The organism is Streptantibioticus cattleyicolor NRRL 8057 = DSM 46488, from assembly GCF_000240165.1.
GTDB lineage: Bacteria > Actinomycetota > Actinomycetes > Streptomycetales > Streptomycetaceae > Streptantibioticus > Streptantibioticus cattleyicolor.
The window spans coordinates 510231-523075 of the sequence record NC_017585.1 but is presented as its reverse complement, the minus strand read 5'-3'; the positions used below and the strand labels follow the sequence as shown (position 1 = coordinate 523075).

Sequence of the window (12845 nt, the reverse complement as noted above, 5' to 3'; positions counted from 1 at the left end):
TGGGTGGGGGGTGGGTTGGGTGTCGGGGGAGGACGGTGGTGGATGCGTGGAGGTGAGTGGTGATCGGTTTGGTGGGGCATGGGGGTTTGAGTGCGGGGGTGTTGGAGGTGGTGGCGCGGGAGTTGGAAGGGGCGTTGGAGGGGGTGGCGCCGGTGGGGGATCCGGTGGTGGTGAGGGCGGCGGCGAGGTTGCCGGTGGTGGCGGGGAGGGCGGCGCGGCGGGTGGGGCGTCCGGTGGTGGTTGTGTTGCCGGCCCGGGGGAGTCTGCCCGAGGGTGACCGGCGTGCCGCCGGTGAGTTGTTGGCCCTCGCCGAACGCGTCCATTTGTTGCCGTACGACCCGGCTGTGCGGCAGGACCGGGTCGCCGCCGACGAGCAACTGGTGCGTTGTTGCCGTCAGTTGGTGGCGGTGTGGGACGGTTCGCCGTCCGACGGGCGGGATGCCACCGCGCATCTGGTCGCGTTCGCGGGTGGGCTGGGGAAGCCGGTGCGCGTGGTGTGGCCGGCCGGAACGGTTCGGTACGCGGGGTGCGGCGGGGCCGGGAAGGGCGCCCGGTGAGCCGGGGTCCGGCGGCGGGGAGGGCGTCCGCCGCGACCGCGTGGGCGCTCGTGGTCACCGGGTGCTCGGGCTGATCGCCTCGTTCGTGATCACCGTCGACAAGCTGGAACTCCTGCGCGACCCGCACTTCCGTCCGGCCTGCACCATCAACCCGGTGCTCTCCTGCACCGACGTCATGGTCAGCGCCCAGGCGTCGGTGTTCGGGTTCCCCAACCCGCTGCTGGGACTGGCCGGTTATCCGGTGCTGGTGGCCACCGGTGCCGCGTTGCTGGGCGGGGCGCGGCTGGGCAGGTGGTACTGCCTCGCCCTGGGCGCCGGGACGCTGCTGGGTGCCGGGTTCTGCATGTGGCTGATGTCCCAGGCCCTCTACGCCATCGGCGCGTTGTGCCTGTGGTGTTGCCTGGTGTGGGCGGTCACCGTCGTCGCCTGCTGTGTGAGCGCGCACCACATCGTCCGTCGCGGTCTGCTGCCCACGCCCCGCCGGTTGGCCATCGCCGTGCTGGAGTTCCCGTGGGCCGTGCCGGTGGTGTGGTGTGGGACGGTGGTGGTGCTGGTGGGGTGCCGGTTCTGGTTCTACTGGCGGACGTTGTTGTGAACCGTGTCGTGGTGACCGGTGCCGTGGTGACCGCGCGCCCCGTCCGTCACGTCAGCGCACCAGCCCGCGGCAGACCTCCGTCCAGTCCACCGGCAACCGCAGCGCCGCACCCGGGGCGCACACCGCCGTACCGCCGGCGTCCCACCACCCGTCCGGGGCGCGGCGGACGGGCCCGGGGTGCCGGTGCCGGGACCCCGAGCGGTGGCGGCGCGCCGGACGGCCGTGTTGGCGCGCGGAAACCGGCAGGCGCCGCACCCGGGCACGGGACGGGAACGCGGACGCGGACGGCGACGGCACCGGCTGCGGCGTCACCATCCCGGTACGCGCCGCACCCGGCCGGATCACGGCCGGCGCCACCCGCACCCGCACCGGCACCGGATCCGGACGCACCGTGGCGCACCCCGACAGCGACACGACGACAACGGCGGCGAGCAGCAGCGGACGGCACGGCATACCCACACTGTGCCGGGCCCCACCACCGCGTCCGAGCACGCCGCCTCCGGTCGCACCCGCATGGCGGACCGGCCCGCCCGCCGTTCAGCCGCCCGCCGTGACCTCCTCCAGACCGCCGCGCAGGCAGTCGGCGAAGACCGCCGGGTCGGGGACGACGAACGGGTCGATGCTGAGCACCACATGGCAGGTGCCGCCGTACGACACCGTGGTCGCGGTCAGCGCGGCGCCGAGCGTGGGGGCGATGCCGTAGATCTCGGTCACCGTGGCGCCGGCCACCTGGATCGCCCGCCTGGGCCCGGGGATGTTGCTGATGATGAAGTCGTGCGAGGCGGAGAAGCGCCGGAAGGTGGTCTGGAGCCAACGCCCCGGAACGGCGGGGGAGACGCGGGCCACGGCGCCCATCCAGTCCGGTGCGCCGCGGTGGTAGACCTCGCGCACGGCGGCGCGGGCGGCCCGTACCCGCGCGGCCGGGTCGCCGGGGCACAGTGGTACCGGGAAGCGGATGATGAACCAGTGGTTGCCCATCGGACTGGGGTCGTCCCGGGTCAGCGGGGCGCGCCCGTAGGGGGAGAAGACGGTGAGCACCGGGCGGTGGACCCCCCGGTGCTGGTAGTACCGGCGGCACCCCTCGGTGAGCCCGGCGACGAGCACGTCCTGCACGGATCCGTCGGCGCCCCGGGCGATCTCCCGCAGCCGTGCCATCGGCAGGTCGACGGTGTGGAAGCGGCGGGCCACCCCGTCCCCGGTGCCGCGCGGCCGGCCCGGCGGATCGGCCATGTCCCGGGCGACCTGGCCGCAGAAGCGCAGCGCCTCCGCGGTCCGCCGGCCCCGGCCGCCCGCCCCGTTCCCGCGCCCGCCCGGTTTGACGCCGCCCAGCATCCGCGCCTGCGCGGACTGGTGCAGGAACAACTCCCGCAACCGCAGCCCGTCGGCGATGGTGTGCGAGATCTTCAGCACGTACCCGGTCCGGCCGCCCTCCACCCCGTCGACCAGGTAGCACTGCCACAGCGGCCGGCCCGGGACGAACGGTGTCTGCACCAACTCCTCGACCAGGGAGAGCAGTTCGGCCCGGGTGCCCTTGCCGGGCAGCGCCACCCGCAGTACGTGCCGGGCCGGGTCGAAGTGCGGGTCGGGTTCCCAGCGCGGTCCGGCGCCGGGGCGGCGCGGGGTGACCACCCGGGCGGCCAGCCGTGGTACGACGGCGCACGCGGAGCGGTGCCACTCGACCACCGCGGGCGTGGTGACCTCGCCGTCGAGCAGGAACAGCAGCACGATGATCGGCCGGATGTCGGTATCGGTCTCCAGACGCCACACCAGGCGGTCCTTGGGCGTCATCCGGTCCCGGGCGGGCGGCGCCGTCCCGGTCGGCCGGGGCGCGGCGGTCGGTTGTGACACGGTCGTACCGTCCCTTCGGTAGCTGTCGTCGCCGGGTACGGCCGGGCGTACGCCGTGATGGCGGTGGCGTCGGCCGTGTGAGCGTTCACATCCCGTCCGGCGGGCCGGCCGCGAGGTCGGCGAGTCCGCCGTGCGGCACCGACAGCCCGCCGTCGATCACCAGCGCCTGGCCGGTGATGAACGAGGCCGCCGGCGAGGTGAGGAAGACGGCCGAACCCGCCACCTCCCCGGGGTCGGCCCACCGGCGCATCGGCACGTGCCGCAGCAGGTGGCCGGAGAGCGCCTCGTCGCCGTGGACCACGGAGGTCATGTCGGTACGCACCCAGCCGGGGCAGAGCGCGTTGACCCGGATGCGCTGCGGCGCCCACCCGGTGGCCAGCGAACGGGCCAGCGACACCTGGGCCGCCTTGGTCACCCCGTACGCCTCCATGGTGGGCACCCCGATCAGCCCGGCCACCGAGGAGACCAGCAGCACGCTGGGGCGCGGCGACTCCAGCAGATGACGGTGGGCCGCGCGGCACAACGCCACCGTGGCGGCCAGGTTGACCGCCACCACCGGCTGCCACTCCTCGGGCGTGGAACGGGCGAACGGCTTGAGCACCGGGTTGCCCTGCGGATCGGTGGGGAGCACACCGGCGTTGTGCACCAGCACGTCCAGGCCGCCGAGGGCGTGCGCGGCCTGGTCGACCAGGCGGGGCGCCACCTCGGGGTCGGCCAGGTCACCGGCGACCCGGTGGGCCTCGGTGCCGCAGGAGCGGCCGATGCGTCCGGCGACGTCCTCGGTGGCCCGCTCGGTGCGGGCGGCCAGCGCCACCCGGGCGCCCGACTCGGCGAAGGCCTGCGCGATCGCCGCGCCGATGCCCCGGGAGGCCCCGGTGATCAGGGCCCGTACGTCGTCCAGCCGGAACAGGTCGGTCACGGTCATGGGGGATCCTTCCGAGGTCGTGACGGTCGTGGCGGTCGGGACGGTGGCGACGGTCGCGGGGGGACGGGACGGGGCGGTCACTTGGCGAACTCGGCGGCGTTCTGCTCGGAGAAGACCACGTCGCACGGGAACTCCACGCGCAGCAGCACTTCCTTCAGCCGGCGCCGCACCAGCTCCCGCAGCCGCGGGGTGACGTCCCGGGCCACCACGTGCAGCCGGTACCGCTGCCGTACCAGACCGCCCCGGCCCAGCGGCCCGCGCACCAGCTCGGTGCGTACGTGCAGCACCCCGGGCAGGGCGCCGACCAACTCCCGTACCCAGCGCAGCGAGAGCCGGTCGCCGCCGGCCACCACGAAGTCCGACAGCCGTCCGCAGAAGAACAGGAAGCCTTCCGGATCCCGCCGGAAGACGTCACCGGTGGCCACCGTGTGCGGCCCCACCAGGTCGCGCCGCGCGGTGCCGGGGTGGCCGACCCGGCGGACCATCGCGGTGCCGGTGGTCACCAGCAACTCGCCGGAGCCGTCCGGCGCCACGTCCCGCACTGTGGTGACCACGCCGGGGAGCGGCCGGCCCACCGAGGTGTACCTGCTCTCCGGCTCCCGGTGCACGGCCAGCGTGGAGACCCGTGGGCCCGCCTCCGTCAGCCCGTACGTCAGATACAGCTCGCCCTCCGGGTGCCGGCGGCGCAACTCCCGTACCCGGGTGGCCTCCAGCACGTCCCCGCCCACGGTCAGCACCCGCAGCGAGCGCGGCGGCCGGCGGTCCTCACCGAGCAGCGCGCGGACCAGGGACGGGGAGAGCGAGGAGACCGTGACGTCGTGCCGGGTGAGCGAGTCCAGGTAGCCGGCCGGGGTGAACGGCGGCCCACCGAGCACCAGTCGCGCACCGGTGGCCACCCCCGCCAGCGCCTGGGCGACCAGCGCGAAGGAGTAGTGCAGCGGGAGGCTGACCAGCACGGTGTCCGTCGGGCGCAGCCCGATCGCCGCCGCGTGCCGGCGGGCGTTGACGAAGAGCGAGGCGACGCGGTGCAGACAGCCGCCGGCCGGCCCCGAGGTGCCCGAGGTCAGCAGCACCGCCTGCCCCGCCTCGTACGGCTGGAGCCGTGGCGTACCGGACCTGCGCACCGTCACCCCGGACGGCCCCGGTCCGGCGCAGACCACCGCGGCGGCGCCCAGCGCGTCGCACACCGGACGCAGCCGGTGCTCGGCCCACCCCGGCGGCAGCAACGCCGGGACCAGACCGAGGTAGTGGGCGGCGAGGAAGGCGGTGAGCCGGGTGTGCGCGTCGGCCACGCAGATCAGCACCGCGTGCCCCTCCGCCACCCCCGACGCGGCCAGCGCCCGCCGGACCTCGGCGAACCGGGGCCGCCGGACCGGCCCCTGGCCGTCCACCCGGACCAGGGTGTCCAGGTACTCCGCGGCCCGCTCCTCGGTGGGCACGGGGGTGACGCAACGGGTGGTGCTCAAGGTGACCTGCCTCTCGGGACGGACGCGCCGGAACGGACGCCGAGGCGGCGCGGGCCACCCCGCCGGACGTGCCCGGGGCGGTCTTCGGACGGCGCGGCCGGGGGTACGGGCACCCCGGGGCCGGCCGGGCGCCCGGGTCACCGGCCCGCGCCCGCCGCCGGGGGGCGTCCTGAAGGCACCGTCGGGCATGGTGGATCGCTCCTCGCGGCGGATGCTGCTGCGACGTGGCGGAAGAAAGGCGTGATCGCCGGACCGGCGGAGGTGCCCGTGCGGCACTGAGGACGGGCACGGAAGGCGGAGCCGGCGCGGCCGGCCGGCGGTGCTCGGCGTGCGGGTGCCTGAGCACGGTGTCGTGGCCCGGTACGGTCAGCGTGATCGCCGTTGGCACGGCGCTGACGCGGTCTTCACCTTAAGCCCGTGGCGCGGCGGCCTGTAAAGGGGAGCGGGTAGGCAGACCGGCGCGCGGGCCCGAGCCGCGCACCGGTGGCCGCCCGCCTTCGCGCCGTTGGCGTGACCGCGGGCGCGTGCCCGTCACCACGCGAGCCCCACTCGACCCCCGCGCGCCTACCCAGCGGCGTGTGGCCTGTGCGACAACGGTGAACGGCCACCCTCCCGGCATATGCCCCTCCGCGGGCCCGGCCGGGTGACCGCCGGACATACGTCCACCGCACAGGAGGCGTTCGCCCATGACAACTGCCGCCCCACGCAGGCGTATCGGGATCGTCGGGGTGGGCTCCTACCTGCCCGCCCGCCGGCGCACCAACGAGGACATCGCGGCCACCGCCGGGGTCACCCCGGACTGGATCACCCGCCGCACCGGGGTGCGCGGACGCCACGTCGCCGCCCCCGAGGAGGCCGCCTCCGACCTGGCCGCCGCCGCCGTGAAGTCCGCCGCCGGCGCCGCCGACCTCGACCTGGACCGCATCGGCCTGCTCGTCGTCGCCACCTCCACCCCGGACGAGCTGGGCCCCTCGACCGCGTGCCGGGTCCAGGCCCACGTACGGGCCCGGGACGCGGTCGCCCTCGATGTCACCGCCGCCTGCTCCGGCTGGCTGTTCGCGGCCAAGGTGGCGCACGACTGGCTCGCGCTGGACGACCGCCCCCGGTACGCGGCGGTCGTCGGCGTCGAGGCGTACTCCAAGTTCCTCGACCTGTCCGACCGGGCCACCGCCGTGCTCTTCGCCGACGGCGCCGCCGCCACCGTCTTCGGCCCGGTGCCGGAGGACGGCGGCTTCCTGGGGTTCGCGCTCGGCTCCAACGGGGAACTCGCCGACCACGCGCTGATCCCGGCCGGCGGCAGCCGCCACCCAGCCAGCCTGACCACGCTGGAGAGCCGCGGGCACAAGGTGACCATGAACGGCCCCGGGGTGCGCGACTTCATCGTGGACATCTTCCCGCGCATCGTCGCCGACGCGCTCCGCCGCCACCACCTCACCCTCGCCGACATCGCCGTGGTCATCACCCACCAGCCCAACCCCGTACTGCTGCAACGGGTCGCCCACGCCGCCGGGATCACCCCGCGCCAACTGGTCATCGTCGGCGACGAGGTGGGCAACATCGGCGCCGCCAGCATCCCCTACGGCCTGGCCACCGCGGTCGCCGACGGCCGGCTCAACCCCGGCGACCTGGTGCTCTTCGTCGCCTTCGGCGGCGGCGTCACCTGGGGCACCGCGCTGCTGCGCTGGACCGGCGCCTCCGCCATCCGCACCGCGCCCGGCGCCGCGCACCGCGCCCGCCCCCGGCCCTGCGCCAACCTCGCCTGACCCCACCGCATCGACCCTGACCGGAGCCGCCATGAGCCGAGCACCCGCCGCGTCCGCCCCCGGCCGGCGCCTGGTGGTGCACGCCTTCCCGGGCCAGGGGGACTTCGCGCTCACCCCGCTGGTACGGGCGCTGCGCACCCAGCCCGTGCTGCGGGCGGCGCTGCGCGCGGTGGCCGCCCGCACCGATCCGGTGGCGGCCGAGAACGGGATCGCGCCGCTCGCCCCGCGGCTGCTCGGCGCCCGCCCGCCGAGCCTGCGCGACCTGGCCGGGGAGGAGCCGGGTACCGTCCAGTACGCCCTGTTCGTCGCCGCCATGGCGGTGCACGGCGCGCTCACCGCCGGCGGGCTGCCGGCCGGGCGGGCGGTGGGGATGAGCTTCGGAGACATCCCGGCGTGCACCGCGGCCGGGATGTTCTCGCTGGCCGACGGCGCCCGGATCGCCTGCCGCGCCGCGCGGGCGCTTCACCGCCACCCCGGCGCGCTGCTGCTGCTGGAGACCGGCGGCGACGGCGCGCAGGACGCCGAGACCCGGGCGCACGCGCTGATCACCGCGACCGGCCGCACCGACCTCGCCCTGGCCTGCGTCAACGACGACCGCCAGGTCGTCCTGGGCGGACCCGCGCCGGCCGTCGCCCGCGCCGAACACCTCGCCGCCGCGCGGGGCCTGCGCGTCGAGCGGCTGCGGCTGCCGTTCCTGTGCCACCACCCCCAACTCGCCGACGAGGCCGAGACGTTCGCCGACGGCATCCGCGGCCTGCCCGCGCACCCCGCCCGCTTCCCCGTCCACTCCTCGGTCCTCGGCCGCCCCTACCGCCCGGACGAGGACGTGCACCAGGCGCTCGCCCAGGGGCTGATCCGGGTCGCCCGGCTGCCGGTGGCGCTGCGGCAGGCGGTCGGCGGGGGCCCGGCGGTGATCCTGGAGGCCGGCACCGGAGAGGCGCTGACCGGCAGCGCGCGCCGGGTGCTCACCGGCCGGGACGCCGTGGCCCGCGCGGCGCTGGCCGCCGTCCCCCACCCGTGGGAAGAACCCTCCGCCGTCCTCCGGCCCGCGCCGGCCGACCCCCAGAAGGTGCCCCGTGACCCCTGAACTCACCGCCGCCCGCGCCGAACTCGCCGCCCTCGCCCACGTCGGCTGCGACCCCGCGCTCCGCACCGAGACGCTCGCCGCGCTCAGCGCCGACCCGCCGTGCGCCGTCCGCCACGGCGGGCGCGCCCAGGCCGCGTTGCTGCGGCTGGCGCCCCGACTGCCGCCCGCCGGGGCGCTGCTGGCCGATCCGCACCGGCTGGCCGACGTCCAGGCGTGGGCGGCGGTCGTCGACCCGGCGGTGTACATGGCGCTCGTCAACCACTACGTGCTCTGCCTCGGTTCGGTGACCGAGTTCGGCGCCGCCGCACCGCTCCAGTCCTGCGTCACCGCGCTCCAGGAGGGCGCCGCCAAGGGCGTCTACCTGGTCACCGAGATCGGCAGGGCCGGCAGCCACCTCGGGGTGCGCACCACGGCGGTGTACGACGCGGAGCGCCGGGAGTTCGTCCTCACCACGCCCGACGCCGCCGCCGCCAAGTTCTCCAGCGTCACCCCGCACGGGGTGCGCGTCCTGGCGGTGGTGATCGCCCGGACCGTGGTGGACGGCGCGGACCGCGGCGCCTTCCCGTTCCTGGTCGACCTCACCGGCACCGACGGACCCGCCCCCGGCGTCGAGATCTCCGGGCCCCTGCAAGTGAGCGCGCTGCCGCTGGAGTACGCCCTGATCCGGTTCCGCGGCGTACGCGTCCCGGCCGAGCGCTGGCTGTCGGACCGGGCGTGGCTCGACCCGGTCGGCCGCCTGCACGATCCGCTCGGCTCGCCCGACGCACGGCTGCGGCGCACCATGTCGGTGGGGCAGCGGCTGTGGGCGACGGTGCCGGCGGCGATGGCGGCGATGGCCCGGGAGTGCGCGGTCTCCGCGCTGCGGTTCAGCGGCGGCCGGAGCAGCCGTGGCGGCCCGGTGCCCGGCACCCCGCTGCTGGCCCGGCGCACCCAGCAACGCGCGCTGTTCGGCGCCCTGGCCGAGTCGTACGCCCTCACCTGCGCCGCCGAGGCCGCCCTCGACGTGTGGCCGGCCACCGCGCACGGCGGCACCGGAGAAGGCGGCGCCCCGTCACCGGCCGCCGCGTTCTCGCCCTGGGTGGCCGTCGACCGCTCCCTCGCGCTGTTCAAGGCGCTGGCGACGGAGGGGGCCGCCCGGGTGGCCGCGGTCTGCCGCCGCCACTGCGGCCTGGCCGGCTTCCTCGACCTCAACCGGCTGGCCGGCTACCACGGCGCCGCCCGCGCCTTCACCGTGGCCGGCGGCGACAACCAGCTCATCTTCCTCGACGCCGGCCGCGCCGCGCTGACCGCACCGGACCCGGCACCGCAGCCTCCCGCACCGGCCGAGCCCGGCGCCGGCCACCCCACCGTCCCCGACGCCCACACCTGGTGGCTGCGCACCGCCCGCGCCCACGAACAGCGGCTCGCCGCCGAACTCCGGCACGCGGTCACCGCCCACCAGGCCGACGGCCGCACCGGGGCCGACCTGTGGAACCCGCTGCTGCCCCGCGCCCGCGACCTCGGCGAGGCCACCGCCGCCACCATGCTCGCCCGCTGCGTCCACGACACCACCGACCACCTCACCAGCCCCGAACTGCGCGCCGCGCTACGCCCGTTGGCCGCTCTCTTCGGCGTCGCCCAGGCCCAGCGGCACGCCGGTGCCCTCGTCGCGACCGGTGTCCTGCCGCCCCGCACGCTGCGTTCGCTGCCGGAGACCGCCGACCGGCTCTGCGAAGCGCTGCTGCCCCATCTCCCGCTGCTGCGCGCGGGGTTGACCACCCCGGTGCCCGAACGCCCGGTGCCGCTGGTCGCCCCCGACTACGCGGGGGCGCTGTGGGACGCGGTGCGCGTGCCGTGCGGCTGACGAGGTGTTCGCCCGGCGCGGAACCCGCTGGCGGTCCGGCCCCGCGGGACCGTAGATTCCGGCCATGGAGATCCCCCGCGTGTCGGTACAGGCCCAGCCGCAGGACGCCGCCTCCTGGACGGAGCTGGCCCGCCGGGTGGAGGCCGCCGGGTACGAGGCGCTGCTCGCCGCCGACCACCCCGGCGCCGTGGCCTCCCCGTTCGTCGCCCTCGCCGCAGCCGCCTCGGTGACCACCCGGCTCGAACTCGGCTCGTACGTCTCGCACGCCGGGATCCGCGAACCGCTGCTGCTCGCCTCCGACGTGGCCACGCTGGACGTGGTCTCCGCCGGGCGCGCCCGGCTGGCGCTGGGGGCCGGCCACACCCCGGCCGAGTGGGCCATGACCGGCGGCCGGCGGCCCGACGTCGCCGGGCGGGTACGCCGCTTCACCGCGGTCGCCGAGGCCTGCCGCGACCTCCTCGCGGGCGCCACGGTCACCCTCACCGGCCCCGACGTGCACGCGCACCAGGCCACGCTGACCGCCCCGCGCCCGGTACGGCAGCCGGTGCCGTTCACCTTCGGCGGCGGCAACTCCACGCTGCTGCGCTGGGCCGGCCGCCACGCCGACGTGGTCGGGCTCAGCGGCCTCGGGCGCACCCTGCCGGACGGGTACAACCACGATGTGCGCTGGCGCCGGGCCGAGATCGACCGCCAGGTGGAACTCGTCGGGCAGGGCGCCGTCGGCCGGTCGTCCGCCCCCGCCCTGGAAGCGCTCGTCCAGGTCGTCGAGGTCACCGACGACGCCGGGGCCGCCGCCCAGCGGCTCGCCGGGGAACTGGGCACCACGGCGGAGGAGATCCTCGCCGTCCCCTACGTGTGGCTGGGCACCGTCGAGGAGATCGCCGCCGCCCTCGAAGGCCACCGCCGCCGCTGGGGCATCACCCGGTACGTGGTCCGCGCGCCCCACCTCGACGCGGCCGACCGGGTGCTGGCCCACCTCACCGCCACCGCCTGAGGCGATAGGGCGGCGCCGCTCCGGGGTAACCAGGAGGCATGGCGTTCACCATCCGCCGGCGCCGGTACGCCACCGTGCGCGCGGCGCTCGTCATGGCGGCGGTCGCCGCGACGGCGGCCGGGGCCCCGCCGCCGGCCCGGCCGTTCCCGGTGCCGGTGGCCGTCGGCCGGGCGACCCAGGTGATCACCGTGCGGGCCCGTGGCTCGTACGCCACCGTCACCGCCTGGAGCGCGGACGGCTCCGGCTGGCACCGGGTGCTGACCACCACGCACGCCAGGGTCGGCGCGCACGGGGTGACCGACGGCGCCACCCGGCGGCAGGGCAGCCGCACCACCCCGACGGGCACCTACCCCGTCACCCGGGCCTTCGGCGTCGGCCCCGACCCCGGCACCGCGCTGCCCTACCACCACGTCACCCCGCACGACTGGTGGGTGGAGGACCCCGACTCCCGCTGGTACAACCGGATGCGTGACGAACGGTACGGCGGCTTCCCGCTCACCGAGGCGGGAGAGCACGGCAGCGAACACCTCGCCGCCCACCCCGTCCCGTACCACCACGCCCTCGTCGTCGACTACAACACCGCCCCCGTGGTCCCCGGCCGGGGCGCCGGGATCTTCCTGCACGACCTCGGCCCGCAGGCCGGCCCGACCGCGGGCTGCGTCGCCGTACCGGCGGGCGTGCTGACCCGGGTCCTGCGCTGGATCGATCCGGCCCGGCATCCGGTGATCGCCATCGGATGACCACCGAAGGGAACCGGATGCACACCGACCACGACCTGCTCGCCGTCGTCAGCCAGAGCGGGGCCGCCGTCACCTTCTTCGACGCCGTGACCCACCAACCGGTGGCCACCGTGCGGACCCCCGCGCAACCGCACGAGCTGTGCCACGACCCCGACCGGGGCGTGCTCTACTGCGCCATCACCTACCGCTCCGGCTACTACCGCGCCAACTCCGGCCCGGCACACGAGATCGCGGTGATCGACACCGCCTCCCGCGAGGTGACGGACGTCATCGACGTCGCACCGGAACACGCCCCGCACGGGCTCGCCCTGGACCGGCGGCGCGGCCTGCTCTACGTCAGCGTCGAGGAACGCGACCACGCCCCGGGCGGCGTCCTGGTCGTCGACACCGCCACCCGCGAGACCGTCGGCCGTATCGACACCATGGCGCCGGGCCCGCACTGGTTCGTCATCACCCCCGACGGCCGCCACGGCTACGCCGCCAACAAGGAGGCCCGCCACCTGTCCGTGGTCGACCTCGACTCCCGTACCCTCGTCGGACGCATCGGCGTCCCCGGCAGCGAGGGCATCGCCGTCTCACCCGACGGCCGCGAACTGTACGCCGCCGCGCCCGACGCCAACCCGGCCGGCACCGCAACGCGCGGGGTGCGCGTGATCGACACCGCCACCGGGTGCGTCCGGCGGATCCTGGAGACCGAGGGGTTCGTCGTGCCGGTGCACACCACCGCCGACGGCACCCTCCTGGTGGCGGAGAAACGCCGGGCCGACGGCGCCGAGGCCGCCGGGGTGCTCGGCGTCCACGCGCCCGGCACCCTCGAACTCCTCGGCCGGGTCCCCGTCGGACGGTTCCCGCTCACCATCACCTCCTCGCCGGACGCCACCACCGCCTACGTCTCCTGCGTGCTCTCCTCCACCGTCACCGTGGTCGACCTGGCCGGCCCCGCCGTCGTCGGCGAACTCCGCGTCGCCCACGGTGGCGAGGGCGGCGCCCACGGCCTGGCGTACCTGCCCGCCGGGGGCTGAGCCGG

Annotated in this window: 12 protein-coding genes; 8 read left to right on the top strand and 4 right to left on the bottom strand. The window is 76.3% G+C overall.

Annotated features, from left to right (window positions below):
* The first annotated feature begins 59 nt into the window (after nucleotides 1–59).
* Nucleotides 60–557 carry a hypothetical protein gene (locus tag SCATT_RS39895; RefSeq protein ID WP_014151655.1) on the top strand — a complete coding sequence of 166 codons (498 nt, stop codon included), beginning with the start codon at nucleotides 60–62 and terminating at the stop codon, nucleotides 555–557.
* 40 nt (nucleotides 558–597) lie between these two features.
* On the top strand, nucleotides 598–1152 hold the full coding sequence (locus SCATT_RS29925; RefSeq protein ID WP_014626807.1) for a vitamin K epoxide reductase family protein: 555 nt from the start codon (nucleotides 598–600) through the stop codon (nucleotides 1150–1152).
* 51 nt (nucleotides 1153–1203) lie between these two features.
* On the opposite strand, the gene SCATT_RS29920 is transcribed toward SCATT_RS29925, so the two are convergent.
* The 4 genes from SCATT_RS29920 to SCATT_RS29905 all read right to left on the bottom strand — a co-directional run bounded on the left by SCATT_RS29920 (nucleotide 1204) and on the right by SCATT_RS29905 (nucleotide 5391).
* On the bottom strand, nucleotides 1204–1605 hold the full coding sequence (locus SCATT_RS29920; protein ID WP_014151657.1) for a hypothetical protein: 402 nt from the start codon (nucleotides 1603–1605) through the stop codon (nucleotides 1204–1206).
* An 84-nt stretch (nucleotides 1606–1689) separates the two neighbouring features.
* On the bottom strand, nucleotides 1690–3000 hold the full coding sequence (locus SCATT_RS29915) for a wax ester/triacylglycerol synthase domain-containing protein (RefSeq protein WP_231904933.1): 1311 nt from the start codon (nucleotides 2998–3000) through the stop codon (nucleotides 1690–1692).
* A gap of 85 nt (nucleotides 3001–3085) precedes the next feature.
* Nucleotides 3086–3925 carry an SDR family NAD(P)-dependent oxidoreductase gene (locus tag SCATT_RS29910; protein ID WP_014151659.1) on the bottom strand — a complete coding sequence of 280 codons (840 nt, stop codon included), beginning with the start codon at nucleotides 3923–3925 and terminating at the stop codon, nucleotides 3086–3088.
* Nucleotides 3926–4002: 77 nt separating this feature from the next.
* Nucleotides 4003–5391 (bottom strand): class I adenylate-forming enzyme family protein, encoded by a 1389-nt coding sequence (locus SCATT_RS29905; protein ID WP_014151660.1) that lies wholly within the window; start codon nucleotides 5389–5391, stop codon nucleotides 4003–4005.
* A gap of 686 nt (nucleotides 5392–6077) precedes the next feature.
* Here SCATT_RS29905 and SCATT_RS29900 point away from each other — a divergent pair.
* The 6 genes from SCATT_RS29900 (at nucleotide 6078) to SCATT_RS29875 (ending at nucleotide 12840) form a co-directional block, all read left to right on the top strand.
* Nucleotides 6078–7154 carry a 3-oxoacyl-ACP synthase III family protein gene (locus SCATT_RS29900; protein ID WP_014151661.1) on the top strand — a complete coding sequence of 359 codons (1077 nt, stop codon included), beginning with the start codon at nucleotides 6078–6080 and terminating at the stop codon, nucleotides 7152–7154.
* Nucleotides 7155–7185: 31 nt separating this feature from the next.
* Nucleotides 7186–8241, top strand: a complete 1056-nt coding sequence (locus tag SCATT_RS29895; RefSeq protein ID WP_014151662.1) for an acyltransferase domain-containing protein — start codon at nucleotides 7186–7188, stop codon at nucleotides 8239–8241.
* Nucleotides 8231–10084, top strand: a complete 1854-nt coding sequence (locus SCATT_RS29890) for an acyl-CoA dehydrogenase family protein (protein WP_014151663.1) — start codon at nucleotides 8231–8233, stop codon at nucleotides 10082–10084. The genes SCATT_RS29895 and SCATT_RS29890 overlap by 11 nt, the downstream gene beginning before the upstream one ends.
* Nucleotides 10085–10148: 64 nt before the next feature.
* Nucleotides 10149–11078 (top strand): LLM class flavin-dependent oxidoreductase, encoded by a 930-nt coding sequence (locus SCATT_RS29885; RefSeq protein ID WP_014151664.1) that lies wholly within the window; start codon nucleotides 10149–10151, stop codon nucleotides 11076–11078.
* A gap of 38 nt (nucleotides 11079–11116) precedes the next feature.
* Complete coding sequence (locus tag SCATT_RS29880; protein ID WP_014151665.1) at nucleotides 11117–11818, top strand: L,D-transpeptidase family protein; 702 nt, start codon at nucleotides 11117–11119, stop codon at nucleotides 11816–11818.
* The gene (locus SCATT_RS29875; protein ID WP_014151666.1) at nucleotides 11815–12840 is read left to right on the top strand and encodes a YncE family protein; all 1026 of its coding nucleotides are present in this window, start codon (nucleotides 11815–11817) and stop codon (nucleotides 12838–12840) included. The genes SCATT_RS29880 and SCATT_RS29875 overlap by 4 nt, the downstream gene beginning before the upstream one ends.
* Nucleotides 12841–12845 lie beyond the last annotated feature (5 nt).